Below are 18,867 nucleotides of genomic sequence, written 5' to 3'. Positions count from 1 at the left end.
TTCCCCAAGCGGGTGCTTGTACATCGATCGATTTCGAGGGGAGACCCTAATGAATTACAACTGGGACTGGGGCGTGTTCTTCAAGTCCACCGGCGTGGGCAGCGAGACCTATCTCGACTGGTACATCTCCGGTTTGGGCTGGACCATTGCCATCGCCGTCGTGGCATGGATTATCGCCTTGTTGCTGGGCTCCATTCTGGGGGTCATGCGCACTGTGCCAAACCGCCTCGTATCGGGCATCGCGACCTGCTACGTGGAACTGTTTCGTAACGTGCCGCTGCTGGTTCAGCTGTTTATCTGGTACTTCCTGATACCCGATATGCTCCCGCAAAACCTGCAGGACTGGTACAAACAAGACCTCAACCCGACCACCTCGGCTTACCTGAGCGTTGTCGTGTGCCTGGGCCTGTTCACCGCCGCCCGTGTGTGCGAACAGGTGCGTACCGGCATCCAGGCGCTGCCACGTGGCCAGGAAGCCGCCGCGCGTGCCATGGGCTTCAAGCTGCCACAGATCTACTGGAACGTGCTGCTGCCACAGGCCTACCGCATCATCATTCCGCCCCTTACCTCGGAATTCCTCAACGTGTTCAAGAACTCCTCCGTGGCGTCCTTGATCGGCCTGATGGAATTGCTGGCGCAAACCAAACAGACCGCCGAGTTCTCGGCCAACCTGTTTGAAGCCTTCACCCTGGCCACGCTGATCTACTTCACCTTGAACATGAGCCTGATGTTGCTGATGCGCCTGGTCGAGAAGAAAGTCGCCGTGCCCGGCCTGATCTCCGTGGGGGGTAAATAATGGACTTTGATTTCAGCGGCATCATCCCCGCCATCCCGGGCCTGTGGAACGGCATGGTCATGACCTTGCAGTTAATGGTCATGGGCGTGATCGGCGGCATCGCATTGGGCACCGTGCTCGCGCTGATGCGCCTGTCGTCCAACAAACTGCTGTCGCGCCTGGCCGGCGCCTACGTGAACTACTTCCGCTCGATCCCGCTGCTGTTGGTCATTACCTGGTTCTACCTGGCAGTGCCGTTCGTGCTGCGCTGGATCACCGGCGAAGACACCCCGATCGGGGCGTTCACCTCCTGCGTCGTGGCCTTCATGATGTTCGAAGCCGCGTACTTCTGTGAAATCGTACGGGCCGGCGTGCAGTCGATTCCCAAGGGCCAGATGGGCGCAGCCCAGGCAATGGGCATGACCTACGGCCAGACCATGCGTCTGATCATCCTGCCCCAGGCGTTCCGCAAGATGACCCCGTTGCTGCTGCAACAGTCGATCATCCTGTTCCAGGACACCTCGCTGGTTTACACCGTAGGCCTGGTGGACTTCCTCAACTCCGCCCGCTCCAACGGCGACATCATCGGCCGCTCCAACGAGTTCCTGATCTTCGCCGGTGTCGTCTACTTCATCATCAGCTTTTCCGCCTCGCTGCTGGTCAAGCGTCTGCAAAAAAGGTTTGCCGTATGATCTCTATCAAGAATATCAACAAGTGGTATGGCGACTTCCAGGTGCTGACCGATTGCAGCACCGAGGTTAAAAAAGGCGAAGTGATCGTGGTGTGCGGGCCATCGGGTTCGGGCAAATCCACCCTGATCAAATGCGTCAACGCGCTGGAACCGTTCCAGAAAGGCGACATCGTGGTCGATGGCACGTCGATCGCCGACCCGAAGACCAACCTGCCAAAACTGCGCTCACGCGTCGGCATGGTGTTCCAGCACTTCGAACTGTTCCCGCACCTGACCATCACCGAAAACCTGACCATCGCGCAGATCAAGGTGCTCGGCCGCAGCAAGGAAGAAGCCACCAAGAAAGGCCTGCAACTGCTTGAGCGCGTCGGCCTGTCGGCACACGCCCACAAGCACCCGGGCCAACTGTCCGGCGGCCAGCAACAGCGTGTGGCGATTGCCCGCGCGCTGGCCATGGACCCGATCGTTATGCTGTTCGACGAACCGACCTCCGCCCTCGACCCGGAAATGGTCAACGAAGTGCTCGACGTGATGGTGCAACTGGCCCAGGAAGGCATGACCATGATGTGCGTGACCCACGAAATGGGCTTCGCCCGCAAAGTGGCCGACCGCGTGATCTTCATGGACGCAGGCAAGATCATCGAAGACTGCCCGAAAGAGGAATTCTTCGGCGATATCAGCGCCCGCTCCGAACGTGCGCAGCACTTCCTTGAGAAAATCCTGCAGCACTAAGCCCTACATAGCTCCCACTGCTGAAAAACAAGGCCAATGTGGGAGCGGGCTTGCTCGCGAATGCGCTGGATCAGTCGATACATTCAGCGACTGACACACCGCATTCGCGAGCAAGCCCGCTCCCACACTGGACCGAGCAGGCCGGCAAGCTCTGGTTGACCCAAGGCATCTGTGATGAAATGCGACCCCAACCAATTTCGCGCCGCACCGCCATCACTTGCCGTGAAACCACGCCTGATTCGCCAACTGTTCCTGCCGCCGTTGATCATCGCCCTGATGATCGGCTTGGGTTATATCGGCTTCTGGGTCAGTGAGTACTATGGCATCCGCACCCTCAGCGACAACGGCGAACGCCAGTTGGAGCTGCACGCCCGCACCGTCGAAAGCGAGCTGAGCAAATACACCTACCTGCCCAGCCTCCTGGAGCTGGAGTCGAGCGTCTCCAAGCTGCTGGCCGACCCGAACCAGGAAACCCGCAAAACGGTCAACGATTACCTCGAAGGCCTGAACCGACGCAGTCGCAGTCGGGCCATCTACGTGATGGACACTACCGGCCGCGTATTGGCCACCAGTAACTGGCGCGATGCCGACAGTTACCAAGGTGAAGACCTGTCCTTCCGTGCCTATTTCCAGAATGCCGTGCGCGGCCAGCCCGGCCGTTTCTATGGCATTGGCAGCACCAACGGCGAACCCGGCTATTACCTGGCCCATGGCCTGGAAGAGCACGGCAAGATCATTGGCGTCGCGGTGGTCAAAGTGCGCCTCGAAGCCCTGGAAGAACGCTGGCAGCGCGCGCGCCTCGAAGCCTTTGTGAGCGACGAGAACGGCATCATCATCCTCTCCAGCGACCCGGCCCGCCGCCTCAAGGCCGTGCGCCCGCTGAGCGATGACACCAAGGAACGCCTGGCGCACAGCCTGCAATATTACTGGGCGACGCTCAACGAGCTGGAGCCACTGGCCCGCGAGCGCCTTAACGAAGGCACCGAGAAGCTGACCTTCCCCGCCAACAGCGAAGTGGTCAATGACGAGCATGAAGTCAGCTACCTGGCCCAGACCCGCCCGCTGAGTGATACACCGTGGAATTTCACCCTGCTGACCCCGCTCAACGACCTGCGGCGGGCCGCGATCAACCAGGGCATTCTGGTGGCCGTCGCGTTTGGCCTGGTCGCATTCCTGCTGATTGCCTGGAACGAGCGCCGCAAGGTTATCGCCACCCGCCTTGCCGCGCGCGAAGCCTTGCAGGAAGCCAACAGCCAGCTGGAGCGTCGGATTGCCGAACGCACTGCCGACCTGCGCGCCAGCAACGAACGGCTCAAGGGCCAGATTCGCGAACGGCGCCAGGCCGAAGAGACCCTGCGCCACGCCCAGGATGAATTGGTCCAGGCCGGCAAACTCGCCGCCATCGGCCAGATGTCGACCAGCATTGCCCATGAGTTGAACCAGCCACTGGCAGCGCTGCGTACCCTGTCGGGCAACACCGTGCGCTTCCTGGAGCGTGGCGCGCTGGACACCGCCAGCGCCAACCTCAAGACCATCAACGAACTGATCGACCGCATGGGCCGCATCACCGCCAGCCTGCGCTCGTTTGCCCGGCGTGGCGATGACCAGGGCGAAGCCAACCTCGGCAAAGCCGTGGACGCCGCGTTCCAGGTACTGGGCGCCCGCCTCGATGGCCTGCCGTTGACCCTGCACCGCGACTTCAGCAACGCCCAATTGCAGATCGACCAGACACGCCTGGAGCAAATTCTGGTCAACCTGATCGGTAACGCCCTGGACGCGATGCAAGCGCAGCCCACGCCCGAACTGTGGCTGGACGGCCACAGCGCCGACGGCAAGTACCGCTTGCATGTGCGCGACAATGGCCATGGCATCGACCCCGAAACCCGCAAACATCTATTCGAACCGTTCTTCACCACCAAACCCGGCGAGCAAGGCCTGGGGCTGGGCCTGACGCTTTCCGCCAGCCTCGCGGCGGCGACGGGCGGCACCCTTGCCGTGGAACACCCGGCCACCGGTGGTACGGCCTTTGTCTTGTGCCTGCCGCTGGCAGGCACCCAAAAAGCTGAGTCGACATGAATACAGACGCTACTGCCTCTAAAGACGACCTCACCGTTCTGATCGTCGAAGACGACCCCCATGTGCTGCTCGGCTGCCAGCAAGCCCTGGCGCTGGAAGACATTCCCAGTGTGGGCGTCGGCAGTGCCGAAGAGGCCCTCAAGCGCATCGGGGAAAACTTTGCCGGTATCGTCATCAGCGATATTCGCCTGCCGGGCATCGACGGCCTGGAGCTGTTGACCCGCCTCAAGGCCTTGGACAAAAGCCTGCCGGTGGTGCTGATCACCGGCCATGGCGATATCTCGATGGCCGTCGGTGCCATGCGCAACGGCGCCTATGACTTCATGGAGAAACCCTTCTCACCCGAGCGCCTGGTCGACGTGGCACGCCGCGCCCTGGAACAACGCGGGCTGGCGCGCGAGGTGTGGTCGCTGCGCCGCCAGCTGGCTGAGCGCGACTCCCTGGAAGGGCGCATCATCGGCCGCTCACCGGCGATGCAGACGCTGCGCGAGCTGATCGCCAACGTCGCCGACACCTCCGCCAACGTGTTGATCGAAGGTGAGACCGGCACCGGCAAGGAATTGGTCGCACGCTGCCTGCATGATTTCAGCCGGCGCCATTCCCACCAGTTCGTCGCCTTGAACTGCGGTGGCCTGCCGGAGAACCTGTTCGAAAGCGAGATTTTCGGCCACGAAGCCAACGCCTTTACCGGCGCGGGCAAACGCCGCATCGGCAAGATCGAGCACGCCCACGAAGGCACGCTGTTCCTCGATGAAGTGGAAAGCATGCCGATCAACCTGCAGATCAAATTGCTGCGGGTGCTGCAGGAACGCACCCTCGAACGCCTCGGTTCGAACCAGAGCGTGGCGGTGGATTGCCGGGTGATCGCCGCGACCAAGTCCGACCTCGACGAGCTGAGCCGCGCCAGTCAGTTCCGCAGTGACCTTTACTACCGTCTCAACGTAGTGACCCTGGAGCTGCCGCCGCTGCGCGAACGCCGCGAAGACATCCTGCAATTGTTCGAACACTTCCTGCAGCAGTCGTCGCTGCGCTTTGATCGCAGCGTGCCGGAACTGGACAACCAGACGGTGTCGAGCCTGATGAGCCACGATTGGCCCGGCAACGTGCGGGAACTGCGCAACGTCGCCGAACGCTTCGCCCTGGGCTTGCCCGCCTTCAAGAAAAGCGGCAACGGCACCAGCAACCATGGCCTGGCCTTTACCGAGGCGGTCGAAGCCTTCGAACGCAACCTGCTCAATGACGCCCTGCAACGCAGCGGTGGCAACCTGACCCAAGCCAGCCAGGAGCTGGGAATGGCCAAGACCACCCTGTTCGACAAGGTCAAGAAATACGGCTTGAGCCACTAAGGAGCACAGTGTGGATCTGTTTTTGAAAGCCGCCCTGGGCGCGGCGGTGGTGTTGATCCTGGCTGCACTGGCCAAGACCAAGAACTATTACATCGCAGGGCTGGTGCCGCTGTTTCCGACCTTTGCGTTGATTGCGCATTACATCGTCGGCAAGGGCCGTTCGGTGGACGACCTGAAGACCACGATCCTGTTTGGGATGTGGTCGATCATTCCGTATTTTGTGTATTTGGCGACGCTGTATGTGATGGTCGACCGCATGCGCCTGGAGGCGTCACTCGCCGTGGCGGCGGTGGCGTGGTTGATGGCGGCGACGGTATTGGTGAGTGTGTGGGTGCGCGTCCACACCTGACCCAACTGGGTAAACATGTGGGAGCTGGCTTGCCTGCGATGGCGGTATGTCTGCACCAGATCTGATGACTGATACACCGCAATCGCAGGCAAGCCAGCTCCCACATTTAGAGCAATGATGTGTGCCTGGGAGATCAGCGCACGATCTTGTCGACCTGAATCCCCAGCTTCTTCAGCCGATACCAGAAACTTCTCTCGGAAATCCCGATCTTCGCCGCCGCCGCCGCCTGCACGCCGTTGCTCTCATTCAACGCCGCCATGATGTAGGTTTTCTCCACCTCAGCCAGCGCCGCATCCAGATCGGCAGGCACACCCGGTGTGTCACCCAGCAGCGCCGTGACACCGTCCTCGGCAGGCTTGGACGCAAACAGGTAGGCCGGCAGGTCGATGTCTTCGATCACCGGCTTGGCTGCCACGATGGTCGCCCGCTCCACACAGTTTTGCAGCTCGCGAATATTGCCCGGCCAGTGGTAAGCGGCCATGGCCTGCAACGCCTCGGGGCTGAAGCCGGTGATGCGTTTACCGGCGGTCGCGCTCAGGGTCTGGGCGAAGTGTCGGGCCAGGGGCACGATGTCTTCAGCGCGTTCGCGCAGGGCCGGCAATGGGATCGGGAACACGTTGAGGCGGTAATACAGGTCTTCACGAAACTCTTTATTGGCCACCGCATCCAGCAGGTTTTTGTTGGTGGCGGCGATTACCCGCACATCCACCTTGCGCTCGCGCGGGTCGCCCACCGGCTCGATCACTCGCTCCTGCAAGGCACGCAGAATCTTGGCCTGCAACGCCAGGGGCATATCGCCCACTTCATCCAAAAACAGCGTGCCCTTGTCGGCCTGCATAAAGCGCCCGACCCGATCCGCCACGGCGCCGGTAAACGCGCCTTTGCGATGGCCGAACATTTCGCTTTCGAGCAGCCCTTCGGGGATGGCCGCGCAGTTGACCGCCACGAACGGTTTGTCGGCACGGCTGCCGTGTTTGTGGATGGCACGGGCAACCATTTCCTTGCCGGTGCCGCTTTCGCCGGTCAGCAGGATGGTTGCGTTGCTGTCACGCACTGAATCGATGGCATGCAGCACCTCGCGAAACGCCGGGCTGTCGCCTACCAGGCTGTCAAACTGCGCATGATGGTCAAGCTCGGCGCGCAAGCGTGCGTTATCGCGCATGATGTCGCGAAACTGCAGGGCCTTGGCTACGGTGATGTCCAGCTCATCGATATCGAACGGCTTGGCAATATAGTCATAGGCGCCATTGCGCATCGACTGCACCGCGTTTTTCACCGTGCTGTAGGCGGTCATCACGATCACCGGCAGCTCAGGGAAACGCAGCTTGATCTCGGCCAACAGCGCCGGCCCGTCCATGCCCGGCATGCGCCAGTCGCTGATCACCAGGTCGATGTCTTCCTGTTCCAGCACCTTCAGCGCGTGCAGGCCGTTGCTTGCGGTGAATACCTGAATGCCGTTCTGGCTCAATGCCGACGACAGCAAGTCGCAGAGCTTGGGCTCGTCGTCGACTACCAATACGTTATGCGTCATGACCTTCCTCATCGTCGCCGTCGTCTTCACCGTGGGCCGGAATGTACAGGCTGAAGGTGGCGCCGGCATCTTTCTCACTGGCACATTCGATGCTGCCGTCGTGACTTTCCATGATCGAATAGACTTTGGCCAGGCCCAGGCCCGTGCCCGAGGCCTTGGTGGTGACGAACGGTGTGAAGATCCGCTCGATCATATCCGCCGGAATGCCCTGGCCGGTGTCGGCGATGCTAATCACCGTGTTGCCTCCCGCGCTGCGAATGCCCAAGGTCAGGCGCCCGCCGTCGGGCATCGCATCAATGGCGTTGAGAATCAGGTTGAGGCAGGCCTGCTTCAGCTGCTTGGCATCGGCATAGATAGTCGCGCCGGGGGCCTGATCATCGATTTTCGCATCAATGTTATGGGTCGCCAGCTCCGGGCTGCAGAAGCCAAGGATTTCTTCCACCACCGGACGCGCCGCCTGCAACACCCGCAGGGGCGGGTTGGGTTTGGCGAAGTCGAGAAACTCGGTGATCAGGTCGTTGATGCGGCTGACTTCGCTGATCACGTATTCCAGGTGGCGCTTGTCGGTTTCCGGCAGGTCGACGCGACGGTGCAGCAGCTGGGTGGCGGTCTTGATGATGCCCAACGGGTTGCGGATTTCGTGAGCCAGGCCCATCGCGACTTCGCCCAGCGCATGCAGCCGATCACGGCGGCGTAACTGGGCCTCAAGGTAGTGCAGCTCGCCCAGCCGCTCGGTCATGTGGTTGAAGGTGCTGCTCAACTGCGCCAGCTCATCGCCGCCGCTGACCAATACGCGATGTTCGTAATCGCCCGAGATCACCGCGTCGACGCCTTGGGACAAGTCCCGCAAAGGCTTGGTCAGGCGCCGTGACACCAGTACGCCGGCGCCCAGGGACAACGCCGAACTCAGCAGGAATATCAGCACGAACAAATTGCTCTGATTCACCAGCCCAACCAGGCTGGTATGACGCAGCAGGCCGCTGAAGATCACGCCTTGCAAGTCGCCGGCGTCGTTGAAGATGGGCCAATACAGGCCGCTGTAATTATTGGTGAACTGCTCGCTCGGCTGCTTGGTGCTGCGCATAGCCGTTTCGACATTCTTCGGGATGCGCGAAGGGTGATTTTCGAAACGCTGAGTCGAGAATATCTCGGAAAAACCCGCGGGGTTGGCCAGGTACAGGCGCAGGTCGAGGGAGTGCACATCGGCCACGCTGGTGAGGAAGCTGCTGTCCAGGTACGTGGCCACCAACAGCACGTAGTCGACGCCCTCTTGGGTGGTTTCGAACGTTGAGACCACCAGGCCCGTCGTCACGCCGGCCACCTGGATGGTTTGCAACACCGCGTTGCTGGTCAGGTTGATCTGCTTGACGACATCGTCAGGGGCCGTGCTGAACATAATCTTGTGGTCACTGACACGAATCAGCGAGACCACGTCGATGTCGGTGGCCTCGGCGATATCGGCGGTGAGCCGGTCATGCTTGGCAGCTTGTTTGTTCAACGGCGGAGCCGTGTAGCGCAGGAACAGCTTGGCCATGCGCGCGTTGTCATGAAGGATGTCGCCGATCTCGTCCTTGACGATCTTGGTCGACTCTTGCAGCCAGATACGCACGTTGCTGTCGAATATCTGCGACAGCGTGGTCGCCGCCAACTCGGCAGCGATCATGGTCGGGATGACGCTGACCAGCCAGAACGCCAGCACCAGCTTGCGCTGGACGCTCCAGCGCGAAATGGCAAAGGGGCGGGCTTTCTGGCGGGTCTTGGTGATCATCAGGTTTCGCTTATCGCAGCAGCCATGGCAGGGTCGGATCGGTCCGGTCTTATATACATTTTAACGAGTTTGAGCAGGCCATTGAGCAGCCGGTTACGGTGGCGGAAGAACATGCTGTTGCCGCGGAACTCGCAACCCAGGCGCAGCTTACTGGCGTACCCCTCCTGACCGCACTCGTAAACCGGAATATTGTGTTGAATACAATAGCCGACATTGGTCAGCCAACTTCTGAAATACAGGTTGTACTCCCGGCTGAACTCGCGGTCATGCCCGAAAAACTTGTCGATCAAACGGTGCTGGTCCAACAGGATCAGGTTGAACGCCACCAGGTGCTCGTCCACCCAATAAAGCGCACAAACCGCGCGGCCTTCCAACCGTTCAAGGATGCCGGTGAAGTAACTCGCCGGCAGGCGCTCGAACTGCAAGTCCGCGCGATTGAGCGTGTCTTCGTACAGGCGCATCACCTCAGGTAACACATCATCAATGTTGTGCCGCCACTCTACCCGCGGGCCCGGCGCCCGCAGTTTGCGGCGCAAGTCCTTGCGGGTGGCCTTGCACAGCGAGCCCAGGTAGGCGTCCACTGAGCCGTAAGGCACCGTCAACAACCCGCTGGGCAAACTCGGCATGCTCTGAAAACCTGCCAAGCGGCAACTGTCAGCCCAGCACGGGTCGTTGGTCGGCACGTCCTTGACCGCCACCAGGCCAATCCCGAACGCGTTGGCGTCCTGGCGCGCAGCCTTCAGCAGGTGCTTGATCAACAACGGGCGCTGCGCCTCGGCAACATGGCTGGCCATGCCTGCGTCGCAACGCTCGGCCACCGGCGAGCCGATGGCATACAACTCCAGGCGCAAAACACCCGGCCACAGTCGCTCCAGGCGCTCGGTAAAGCGCTTGCCTGCACCCGACACCGTGGTGTCGAGGCGATAATAAGTGATGAACGCGGCGGCAACCGCCACCAGCGTTTCATCGTCGTAAACAGCCAGGTAACGCCACCTGAAATCATCGATAGCGGCGTTTTCCACAGCAACGTAAAAGTCCCAATCCTCCAGGGCCCCGGGAAAACAGTCGTTCCAGGCACTGCGCTGGATGGCCCGGATAGTCGAGAAGGCTTGGGCGGTGATCACGTCTTGTCCTTAAGCTTAGGCACGCTGTCGGTAGTCTTCGGACACCTGGGCAGTAGCGGCGTGTTGCTCGACAAACTCAGCGCTCAACTCAATCACCCGACGGTATTGCAGATCGACGGTGATCATGTGGTAACAGTTGTCCAGCAGGATCTTGGTGACGGGCCCGCCCAGGTGGCGCTCCACGTAATCGGCGTTCCAGCGGCTGGTGATGTCGTCCTCGATGGAGTGCAACACCAGTGCCGGCACTTTGACCTCAGGCATGCGTTTCTTGACCACGGCATTCATCCGATGCAACTCGCGCACCGTGATGCCTTCCATGGTCAGCAAACCGGCCTCGCTGCTTTCGCCTTCCTTCATCTGACGCTCGACGATAGCCCGCAGGCGCTCGTTCTTGATGCCGTAAGGCGGCTTCTCTTCGAAGCGGCAGATGTGCACGCCGAATGGAATTTTCATCAGCAACGGCGTCAGGAACGCCAGCTTGTTGATACTCCAGCCGTCGTACTTCAAGGTCGTGGAATACATCAACAGCCCGGCGACTTGCCCAGGGTGCTCGGCAGCCACGTACATCGACATCACCGCGCCCATGGACAAGCCACCGACAAACACTTGCGCGTGGCGTTGCTTGACCTGGGCAAAGGTCTTGCGCACGCCTTCGTACCAATCCAGCCAACCGGTGGCCTGCAGGTCACTGTTGTCGCCGCAATGCCCGGCCAGGGTCGGCACGTACACTGTGCAGTTACCCGCCTTGGCCAACCCTTTGGCAACTTGACGCAATTCCGTCGGGGTGCCGGTCAGGCCGTGGATCAACAGGATCCCGACCGGACCTTCACCGAGAACGAAGCCGGCATCACCTTCACCGAGGTCGATCTCGTAATGGCTCACCGCTGGGTCGCTCGCACCAGCAATTGCTCAAGCAACTTCAGGCCCAAGTCGATTTCCGGGTAGCTGATTTCCAGGGACGGTGCCAGGGTAATCACGTTTTTGTAATAGCCGCCCACGTCGAGGATCAAGCCGAGTTTCTGGCCATCCACAACCATGTCGCCCTTCATGCCTTCTTCGACCATGTAGTCCAGGGTCGCCTTGTCCGGCGTGAAACCATCCGGGCCGCAGATTTCGCAGCGCAGGGCCAGGCCCAGGCCGTCGACGTCGCCGATGATCGGGAAACGTTTCTGCAGGTCTTGCAGGCCTTCCAGGAAGTATTTGCCCTTGGCCATGACCATTGCGCCGTAATCGACTTCGCTGGTCATCTTGAACATTTCCAGGCCTACCGCCGTCCCCAGTGGGTTGGAGGCGAAGGTAGAGTGGGTCGAACCTGGCGGGAAGATCTTCGGGTTGATCAACTCTTCACGGGCCCAGATGCCGCCCAGTGGGTTCAGGCCGTTGGTCAGCGCCTTACCGAAGACGATCACGTCCGGCTGCACGTCAAAGTGCTCGATCGACCACAGTTTGCCGGTCCGGTAGAAGCCCATCTGGATTTCGTCGGACACCATCAGGATGCCGTGCTGATCCAGTACGTGCTTGAGTTCGCGGTAGAAGTTCATCGGCGGAATCACGTAGCCGCCGGTGCCCTGGATCGGCTCGACGTAGAACGCTGCGTATTCACTCTGGCCGACTTTCGGGTCCCAGACGCCGTTGTATTCGGTCTCGAACAGACGGGCGAATTGCTGCACGCAGTGGCTGCCGTATTCTTCCTTGGTCATGCCTTTAGGGCCGCGGAAGTGGTACGGGAACGGGATGAAGTTGGCGCGCTCGCCGAAGTGGCCGTAGCGACGACGGTAGCGGTAGCTGGAAGTGATCGACGAAGCGCCGAGGGTACGGCCGTGGTAGCCGCCTTCGAAGGCGAACATCAGGCTCTTGCCGTTGGTGGCGTTACGCACGACCTTCAGGGAGTCTTCGATGGATTGCGAACCACCGACGTTGAAGTGCACGCGACCGTCGAGGCCGAATTTCTTCTTGGCATCGACCGCGATCATTTCCGACAGCTCGATCTTGCCTTTGTGCAGGTACTGGCTGGCGATTTGCGGCAGGGTGTCGATCTGCTGTTTCAGCGCGTTGTTCAGGCGTGGGTTGGCGTAGCCGAAGTTAACGGCCGAGTACCACATTTGCAGGTCGAGGTAAGCCTGGTCTTCGGTGTCCCACACGTAGGAGCCTTCGCAACGGCTGAAAATACGCGGTGGCTCGATGTAGTGAACAGTGTCGCCGTAGGAGCAGTACTTGGCTTCTTTATCCAGAAGAATCTGGTCTTCGGCGGTGGCGATACGGATATCAGACATGGTGGAAGAGTTCCTGATTGTCAGCAGCAGTAAAGGTGGTGGCGTTGGCCGCGATGCCCTGGGGCAGCTTGGCCAGCAATGCGGGCAGTTCGGCAAAGGTGTCGAAGCGCGCATGGGGAATGTTGTTGGCTTCGCAGTATTTGGCGAGGCTGCCTTTGGCGAAGACGAAGTCGGCGGTAGAGGCCACGCACATGTCGGACTTGCCGTCGCCGATCACCAGCACGCGCTTGTTGCGCGGGGTGGATTTGCACTTGCAGTTGCCGGACGCGGCACGGCAGGCGTCGCTGGAATACGGGAAGTCGATGCGCCAGCTGTTCTGGTCGACCTGGCGCAGACGGTTGGCCAGGATCGGCAGCAAGGTCACGTAGTTACGCGACAGAATGCGCGCGATGCCTTGCTCGATGCCGTCGCTGACCACTTCGATGGTCGCGCCCTGGCCCATGACGTGATCGACGAAATCCGGGAAGTCCGGGTCGATCTCGACGCTGTCGAAATACGCCAACAGTTCAGCCGGTGTGGCCTTGATCAAGGCCAGTTGGCGGCTCAGGCATTCGCGGGAACCGATGTGCCCATCCAGCCATTCCTGTTCGATGGTTTCCCACTCAGGCCCGGCGAAGCGCTGGAGGACGTTGTCGATGACGTCGGTCGGGGTGATGGTCCCGTCGAAGTCGCACACGATATGCCACTGGATCATTGCCTGTCCTTGAAGTTGGAGGGCTTGAAGAGAACGCTCTATGCGCTTGCAACAGGGCTTTAGCAGGGACTGTGCCAACTGCTTAAAGCCCAGCGGGGCTGGGGTTTTGCTTGAGTCCCGTGGTTATATGTGTCGGGCAAGCTACAATTTTTGTAGCTTGCTACAAACAAGATGAGTGCTTGCGCCAGGGGTGCCCTTCGCGCGTGAATGCGCGTACGTTCAGATAAGGAAACGCTCGATGTACAAGGTTACTTCTGCTGTATTCGCCGGTTTGCTCGGGCTGTGGAGTTTTTCCAGCACGGTATTGGCGGACGGCATTACCGGTGAAGTCGGTGCAGGCATCAGTTATCAACCCCAAGACCCCACCGGCGGCCGCTATGAAACCCAGGCGATTCCCTATTTCGACCTGGACTGGGGCAGTGTCAGCCTCGGCTCTGATGACGGCTTGACCTGGAGCGCACTCAACACCAATGGCATCACCGCCGGGCCCTTCATCAATTACTTGCCTGGCCGTACGGCCAACGGCTCACTGCGCGGCTTGCGCGATGTGTCGGACATGGCTGAAGTCGGTGGTTTCATCCAATACGCCCCGGCCGAGTTCTGGCGCGTGTACGCGCAAGTCGGCCAGGCCGTAGGCGGCGCGCATGATCAGGGCGGTGTGTTGGGCAAGGTCGGTGGCGAGCTGGGTTACCCGCTGGGTGACGGCATCATTGGCAGCACGGGCCTGATGGCGCACTTTGCCGATACCCGCCAGACCCAGACCTTTTTCGGCGTAAACGACAAGGAATCCGCGGCCTCGGGCATTCGTGCCTATAACGCCAGCGCCGGTTTCCAGAACCTGACGCTGACCCAGAGTTTCGAGTTCCCTTTGGCTAACCACTGGTCGCTGCTGACCAGCGCCAGCTGGACGCACCTGGTCGGCTCGGCGGCGAACAGCACCATCGTCAAGGAGACCGGCAACGTGAACCAAGGCCAGGTGCAGACCGCGGTCAGCTACAAGTTTGACTGACGAGAGGCAGGCAGCTCAACAGGATCAACAACACGCTCAAGGCCGCCTGATCTGTGACACCAAGCTCGGTCAACACTGTGCCAGCAGCCGATAAGCTGACCTGCCCCACCGCCATCGCAGGCAAGCCAGCTCCCACACTTATTTTGTGCCCGACCAAAATCCCGCACCCACCACCGTCCAAATGTGGGAGCGGGCTTGCTCGCGAAAGCGGTGTACCAGCAGCCGATAATCCAACTGCCCCACCGCATTCGCAGACAAGCCAGCCCCCACACGGATCTGTGCCTGACCAAAACCCTACACCCACCACCGTCCAAATGTGGGAGCGGGCTTGCTCGCGAAAGCGGTGTACCAGCAGCCGATAATCCAACTGCCCCACCGCATTCGCAGGTAAGCCAGCCCCCACACGTATCTGTGCCTGACCAAAACCCTACACCCACCACCGTCCAAATGTGGGAGCGGGCTTGCTCGCGAACGCGGTATACCAGCAGCCGATAATTTAACTGCCCCACCGCATTCGCAGACAAGCCAGCCCCCACACATATCTGTGCCTGACCAAAACCCTACACCAGCCACCGTCCAAATGTGGGAGCGGGCTTGCTCGCGAAAGCGGTGTACCAGCAGCCGATAATCCGACTGCCCCACCGCATTCGCGAGCTATCGCCACGTGTGGAGCGGCATAAGCCGGGAAGCAAGCGCCCTCCCCCTCGGTTCAGCCCTTCGCTTCGGCGATGATCTGGCGAATCGCACCCACGAACGCTTCGGCCGGCTGACCACCGCTGACCGCGTACTGGTCGTTGAACACGATGGTCGGCACCGACGTCACGCCCCGGGAGATCCACAGCTGTTCCTGTTCGCGGACTTCGGCAGCGTATTCATCAGAGGCGAGAATCTGCGCCGCACGCTTGATGTCCAGGCCGACGCTTTCGGCGATGATCGCCAGCGTCGCGTGGTCGGACGGGTCCTGGCCATCGCTGAAATAGGCCTTGAACAGCGCTTCCTTGAGGTTGTATTGCAAGCCCTCAAGCCCGGCCCAATGCAGCAGCCGATGAGCGTCGAAAGTGTTGTAGATGCGGCTCTGGCCGTCGGTACGGAAGGCAAAGCCCAACGCCGCGCCCATGTCACGAATACGCGCACGGTTGGCCTGGGACTCTTCGGCGCTGGAGCCGTATTTTTCGGTGATGTGCTCGACGATGTTCTGCCCGATAGCGGGCATATTCGGGTTGAGTTCGAACGGCTGGAAATGGATCTCGGCCTGCACCTCGCTGCCCAGTTGGTCGAGGGCTTCCGTCAGGCCACGCAGGCCGATGATGCACCAGGGGCAGGACACGTCGCTGACGAAATCGATTTTCAGGGGAGTACTCATGGCAGGCAACCTCGTTGGCATTAACGCGCCGTAAAAGTTGCACGATACACCAACTTCACAACACCTTCGAAGGCTGGCCCAGGTCAATCTGCGCCCAGTGCGCAGCATCTTCGCGATGGGCTTGCAGGTACGGCAGCACCGCCGTCAGCAGCGGTGCCTTGAAGGCTTCCTGGAAACGATGGGCCATGCCGGGAATCAGTTTCAATTGGCTGCCCTGAATATGCGCGGCCAGGTGCACGCCGTGCATCACCGGCAGCAACGGGTCGGCGGTGCCGTGCACCACCAGCGTCGGCACGCGCAGTTGGTTGAGCAAGGGCACTCGGCTCGGCTCGGCGAGGATCGCCATGATCTGGCGCTTGACGCCGTCCGGGTTGAAGGCCCGGTCGTAGGACAGCGCCGCCTGGTGCAGCAGCGCCTGGCGATCGTCTTTCACATTCGGGCTGCCCAACGCCGCCAGCAGGTCGGCCTGTTGCTCAAGCGCCACTTCACGATTGGGTGCACTGCGCCGCGACAACAACTGCACCAACGCCGCATTCGGCGCCGGCAAGCCTTCGGCGCCGGAGCTGGTCATGATCAACGTCAGGCTTTCCACCCGTTGCGGCGCCATCGCCGCCAGGTGCTGGGCGATCATGCCGCCCATGCTCGCGCCCAGCACGTGGAATTGGCGGATCTGCAACGCATCCATCAAGCCCAGGGCATCGTCGGCCATGTCAGTCAGCGTGTACGGCGCCGCCACCGGCAGGCCGAGTTTGTAGCGCAGCACTTCAAAGGTCAGGTTGGCGCTGGCCGGGGCTTGGCGCCAGGTGGACAGGCCCACGTCACGGTTGTCGTAGCGAATCACCCGAAAGCCCTGCTCACACAGGGCCACGACGACCTCATCCGGCCAGTGGATCAACTGCCCGCCCAGGCCCATCACCAGCAGCAAGGCAGGGTCAGACGCACGGCCGATACTCTGGTAGGCGATGCTCACCTGAGCCAGATCGACCGTTTGGGTCGGGACATTGACATCACATCGAGAAGCCGCAAAAGACGGCAGGCCGAACAGTAGAGCGGCCAGTAAAAGCAACACGCGCATGAAAAACACCGAAACGCAGAACCCCAGTAGAGCGCGAGTCTGATGAAGTTTGTTCAAGCGCGCTGCCACAGTTCTGTGACAGTTTAATGAAGAGTGCCCAGCGGTCGTGGTCGATGCCGTATCGACAGGCCTTGCAACATGAGACAAACTCACGCCAGCCCTGTCTATCACAAATTATCTTCATGGAGCGCCCGTGCTCGAAATTCGTCACCTCAAGACTCTGCACGCCCTGCGCGAAGCCGACAGCCTGGTGGAGGCCGCCGAGCGCCTGCACCTGACGCAATCGGCACTCTCCCACCAATTCAAAGAGTTGGAAGAGCGCCTGGGCATGCAATTGTTTGTGCGCAAGACCAAGCCGCTGCGCTTCACCAGCGCCGGCCTGCGCCTGCTGCAACTGGCCGATGCGACCCTGCCCTTGCTGCGCGGCGCCGAACGCGATATCGCACGTTTGGCCGGCGGCACTGCCGGGCGTTTGCACATGGCGATCGAATGCCACAGCTGCTTCCAGTGGCTGATGCCGACCATCGACCAGTTTCGCGATGCCTGGCCGGAGGTCGAGCTGGACCTGGCCTCGGGTTTTGCCTTCGCCCCGTTACCGGCACTGGCCCGGGGTGACCTGGACCTGGTGGTGACCTCCGACCCGCTGGAGTTGCCGGGCATCACCTATGTGCCGCTGTTCACCTACGAAGCCATGCTCGCCGTGGCCAACCAGCACGCGCTGGCGAACAAGTCGTACATCGTGCCCGAAGACCTGCTGAGCGAAACCCTGATCACCTACCCGGTGGAACGCGATCGCCTGGACATCTTCACCCGCTTCCTGGAACCGGCCGATGTGGAGCCCGCCCAGGTGCGCACCTCGGAACTGACCGTGATGATGATGCAACTGGTGGCCAGCGGCCGGGGCGTGTGCGGCATGCCGCATTGGGCGCTGCACGAGTACAGCTCGCGCGGTTACGTGAAGGCCAAGCGTTTGGGCGAAAAAGGCCTGTTTGCCACGCTGTACGCGGGGATCCGCGCGGACATGCTGGATGCACCCTACATGCGCGACTTTTTGCTGACGGCCAAGGACACGTCGTTTTCCACGTTGGATGGCGTCAGCGCCGTGCGCTGAATGTAGGTTTTCAGTCAGCGTTGAGTTCGCGCCACATGTGGATTTTGTCGAAATACTCGACCCCCACCCGCACCGCCAGCGGCTCCAGGCCGTACTGGATGAACCCGCAACGCTGGTACAACGCGAAGGCCGCGTCGTTGCCGGCGGTGACGGTCAGCTGGATCAGTTTGAGGCGCGGATGTTGACGCGCCTCGGCGAGTGCCGCCTCCACCAGCTGGCGGCCCATTCCTTGCTGCTGATAAGCCCGGTTCACGTACATGCCGAACAAGGTCACTTTGTGCCGTGCCTTCTCGCGGGGCTCGAAGGCCAGGCCGACAATGCCGGCCAATGCCTCTGCGTCAAACGCGCCGAGCAAGCGATCCAGCGGGCTGTCCAGGCGTTTTTCCCACCAGCTTAACGGCATGGCCGAACGCTCGGCCACGCTGGAGGTGAACGCCTGGGGGTAGCCGTCGTACGCCTCAAGCATCAAGGCGCGATAAGCCTCGGCGTCACGGGCATTCAGGGGGCGAATCAGCATGCGTGGCCGTCCTTTGTCAGGCGATAGCCGTCAGCGAGGCGCGATAAAACGGCAGGATCAAGTCGCGGGTCAGAGGCGCCAGGTGCAGGCCACCGTCACCGGCCGGGTCGATCCAGCGCACTTCTTCGATTTCCGCCGCGGGTGTCACCGGCACGTCGATATGCACCTGGAACAGTTCCGCGTGCACGGTAAAGCCCGGCTCATTGGCGGCAGGCGCCGAGAAATCGCCGAGGTAGGTCGCATCGCTCGGGTCGATGCGCAGGTTCAGTTCCTCAAACAACTCACGGGCAAGCGCCTCGGCGGGTTGCTCGCCGGCGTCGATCTTGCCGCCGGGCTGCATAAAAGCCTGGGTGCCGCGTTTGCGCACCAGCAAGGTGTGGCCGTTGCTGCCGATCAATAGCGCGGCGGCGATGCGGATAGTCGATGTCATGTA

General features: G+C 61.1%; 18 protein-coding genes. 8 read left to right on the top strand and 10 right to left on the bottom strand.

Annotated features, from left to right (window positions below):
* Nucleotides 1-49 precede the first annotated feature (49 nt).
* The 6 genes from CPH89_RS16760 (at nucleotide 50) to CPH89_RS16735 (ending at nucleotide 5,969) form a co-directional block, all read left to right on the top strand.
* Nucleotides 50-796, top strand: coding sequence for an amino acid ABC transporter permease (locus CPH89_RS16760; protein WP_053254638.1), 747 nt, complete (start codon nucleotides 50-52; stop codon nucleotides 794-796).
* Entirely contained in the window at nucleotides 796-1,467 is a 672-nt protein-coding gene (locus CPH89_RS16755) for an amino acid ABC transporter permease (RefSeq protein WP_053254637.1), read from the top strand. Before CPH89_RS16760 ends, CPH89_RS16755 begins: the two co-directional genes overlap by 1 nt.
* Nucleotides 1,464-2,198, top strand: a complete 735-nt coding sequence (locus tag CPH89_RS16750) for an amino acid ABC transporter ATP-binding protein (protein ID WP_042560754.1) — start codon at nucleotides 1,464-1,466, stop codon at nucleotides 2,196-2,198. The genes CPH89_RS16755 and CPH89_RS16750 overlap by 4 nt, the downstream gene beginning before the upstream one ends.
* Nucleotides 2,199-2,372: 174 nt before the next feature.
* Nucleotides 2,373-4,274, top strand: coding sequence for a two-component sensor histidine kinase AauS (gene aauS, locus CPH89_RS16745; protein ID WP_053254636.1), 1,902 nt, complete (start codon nucleotides 2,373-2,375; stop codon nucleotides 4,272-4,274).
* Between the two features lie 65 nt (nucleotides 4,275-4,339).
* Nucleotides 4,340-5,620 carry a two-component response regulator AauR gene (aauR, locus tag CPH89_RS16740; RefSeq protein WP_232005467.1) on the top strand — a complete coding sequence of 427 codons (1,281 nt, stop codon included), beginning with the start codon at nucleotides 4,340-4,342 and terminating at the stop codon, nucleotides 5,618-5,620.
* Between the two features lie 10 nt (nucleotides 5,621-5,630).
* Complete coding sequence (locus CPH89_RS16735; protein WP_053254634.1) at nucleotides 5,631-5,969, top strand: GlpM family protein; 339 nt, start codon at nucleotides 5,631-5,633, stop codon at nucleotides 5,967-5,969.
* Nucleotides 5,970-6,102: 133 nt separating this feature from the next.
* Here the strand turns inward: CPH89_RS16735 and CPH89_RS16730 are convergent, their stop codons facing one another.
* The 6 genes from CPH89_RS16730 to CPH89_RS16705 are packed head-to-tail and all read right to left on the bottom strand — an operon-like array spanning nucleotide 6,103 to nucleotide 13,359.
* On the bottom strand, nucleotides 6,103-7,500 hold the full coding sequence (locus CPH89_RS16730) for a sigma-54-dependent transcriptional regulator (protein WP_053254633.1): 1,398 nt from the start codon (nucleotides 7,498-7,500) through the stop codon (nucleotides 6,103-6,105).
* Nucleotides 7,490-9,268, bottom strand: a complete 1,779-nt coding sequence (locus tag CPH89_RS16725) for a sensor histidine kinase (protein ID WP_053254632.1) — start codon at nucleotides 9,266-9,268, stop codon at nucleotides 7,490-7,492. The genes CPH89_RS16730 and CPH89_RS16725 overlap by 11 nt, the downstream gene beginning before the upstream one ends.
* A complete protein-coding gene (locus CPH89_RS16720) occupies nucleotides 9,268-10,392 on the bottom strand; it encodes a GNAT family N-acetyltransferase (protein ID WP_053254631.1) in 1,125 nt (374 codons plus the stop codon). Before CPH89_RS16720 ends, CPH89_RS16725 begins: the two co-directional genes overlap by 1 nt.
* Nucleotides 10,393-10,407: 15 nt before the next feature.
* Nucleotides 10,408-11,274, bottom strand: a complete 867-nt coding sequence (locus tag CPH89_RS16715) for an alpha/beta hydrolase (RefSeq protein WP_053254630.1) — start codon at nucleotides 11,272-11,274, stop codon at nucleotides 10,408-10,410.
* Entirely contained in the window at nucleotides 11,271-12,665 is a 1,395-nt protein-coding gene (locus tag CPH89_RS16710; RefSeq protein WP_053254629.1) for an aspartate aminotransferase family protein, read from the bottom strand. The genes CPH89_RS16715 and CPH89_RS16710 overlap by 4 nt, the downstream gene beginning before the upstream one ends.
* Nucleotides 12,658-13,359, bottom strand: a complete 702-nt coding sequence (locus tag CPH89_RS16705; protein ID WP_053254628.1) for an MtnX-like HAD-IB family phosphatase — start codon at nucleotides 13,357-13,359, stop codon at nucleotides 12,658-12,660. The genes CPH89_RS16710 and CPH89_RS16705 overlap by 8 nt, the downstream gene beginning before the upstream one ends.
* 238 nt (nucleotides 13,360-13,597) lie before the next feature.
* On the opposite strand from CPH89_RS16705, the gene CPH89_RS16700 reads away from it, so the two are divergent.
* The gene (locus CPH89_RS16700; RefSeq protein WP_053254627.1) at nucleotides 13,598-14,368 is read left to right on the top strand and encodes a MipA/OmpV family protein; all 771 of its coding nucleotides are present in this window, start codon (nucleotides 13,598-13,600) and stop codon (nucleotides 14,366-14,368) included.
* 709 nt (nucleotides 14,369-15,077) lie between these two features.
* On the opposite strand, the gene CPH89_RS16695 is transcribed toward CPH89_RS16700, so the two are convergent.
* Nucleotides 15,078-15,731 (bottom strand): DsbA family oxidoreductase, encoded by a 654-nt coding sequence (locus CPH89_RS16695; protein ID WP_053254626.1) that lies wholly within the window; start codon nucleotides 15,729-15,731, stop codon nucleotides 15,078-15,080.
* Between the two features lie 55 nt (nucleotides 15,732-15,786).
* A complete protein-coding gene (locus CPH89_RS16690) occupies nucleotides 15,787-16,806 on the bottom strand; it encodes an alpha/beta fold hydrolase (protein ID WP_053254625.1) in 1,020 nt (339 codons plus the stop codon).
* 193 nt (nucleotides 16,807-16,999) lie between these two features.
* Between CPH89_RS16690 and metR the strand changes: the two genes are divergently transcribed.
* Nucleotides 17,000-17,917 carry a transcriptional regulator MetR gene (gene metR, locus CPH89_RS16685; protein ID WP_053254624.1) on the top strand — a complete coding sequence of 306 codons (918 nt, stop codon included), beginning with the start codon at nucleotides 17,000-17,002 and terminating at the stop codon, nucleotides 17,915-17,917.
* A 10-nt stretch (nucleotides 17,918-17,927) separates the two neighbouring features.
* Here the strand turns inward: metR and CPH89_RS16680 are convergent, their stop codons facing one another.
* On the bottom strand, nucleotides 17,928-18,434 hold the full coding sequence (locus CPH89_RS16680; protein WP_053254623.1) for a GNAT family N-acetyltransferase: 507 nt from the start codon (nucleotides 18,432-18,434) through the stop codon (nucleotides 17,928-17,930).
* 16 nt (nucleotides 18,435-18,450) lie between these two features.
* Nucleotides 18,451-18,864: an NUDIX hydrolase gene (locus CPH89_RS16675; RefSeq protein ID WP_053254622.1), complete on the bottom strand. Its 414-nt coding sequence runs from the start codon at nucleotides 18,862-18,864 to the stop codon at nucleotides 18,451-18,453.
* Nucleotides 18,865-18,867 lie beyond the last annotated feature (3 nt).

The sequence above is a fragment of the Pseudomonas fluorescens genome, from assembly GCF_900215245.1.
GTDB lineage: Bacteria > Pseudomonadota > Gammaproteobacteria > Pseudomonadales > Pseudomonadaceae > Aquipseudomonas > Aquipseudomonas fluorescens.
The sequence above is the reverse complement of the archived record's forward strand: the minus strand, read 5'-3'. Positions and strand labels throughout refer to the sequence as shown.

Bases quoted from the DNA above. Each gene is read 5' to 3' on its own strand.
- CPH89_RS16760 (WP_053254638.1), top strand. From the start codon at position 50: ATGAATTACAACTGGGACTGGGGCGTGTTCTTCAAGTCCACCGGCGTG.
- CPH89_RS16755 (WP_053254637.1), top strand. From the start codon at position 796: ATGGACTTTGATTTCAGCGGCATCATCCCCGCCATCCCGGGCCTGTGG.
- CPH89_RS16750 (WP_042560754.1), top strand. From the start codon at position 1,464: ATGATCTCTATCAAGAATATCAACAAGTGGTATGGCGACTTCCAGGTG.
- aauS (WP_053254636.1), top strand. From the start codon at position 2,373: ATGAAATGCGACCCCAACCAATTTCGCGCCGCACCGCCATCACTTGCC.
- CPH89_RS16730 (WP_053254633.1), bottom strand. From the start codon at position 7,500: ATGACGCATAACGTATTGGTAGTCGACGACGAGCCCAAGCTCTGCGAC.
- CPH89_RS16725 (WP_053254632.1), bottom strand. From the start codon at position 9,268: ATGATCACCAAGACCCGCCAGAAAGCCCGCCCCTTTGCCATTTCGCGC.
- CPH89_RS16710 (WP_053254629.1), bottom strand. From the start codon at position 12,665: ATGTCTGATATCCGTATCGCCACCGCCGAAGACCAGATTCTTCTGGAT.
- CPH89_RS16705 (WP_053254628.1), bottom strand. From the start codon at position 13,359: ATGATCCAGTGGCATATCGTGTGCGACTTCGACGGGACCATCACCCCG.
- CPH89_RS16700 (WP_053254627.1), top strand. From the start codon at position 13,598: ATGTACAAGGTTACTTCTGCTGTATTCGCCGGTTTGCTCGGGCTGTGG.
- CPH89_RS16695 (WP_053254626.1), bottom strand. From the start codon at position 15,731: ATGAGTACTCCCCTGAAAATCGATTTCGTCAGCGACGTGTCCTGCCCC.
- CPH89_RS16690 (WP_053254625.1), bottom strand. From the start codon at position 16,806: ATGCGCGTGTTGCTTTTACTGGCCGCTCTACTGTTCGGCCTGCCGTCT.
- CPH89_RS16680 (WP_053254623.1), bottom strand. From the start codon at position 18,434: ATGCTGATTCGCCCCCTGAATGCCCGTGACGCCGAGGCTTATCGCGCC.
- CPH89_RS16675 (WP_053254622.1), bottom strand. From the start codon at position 18,864: ATGACATCGACTATCCGCATCGCCGCCGCGCTATTGATCGGCAGCAAC.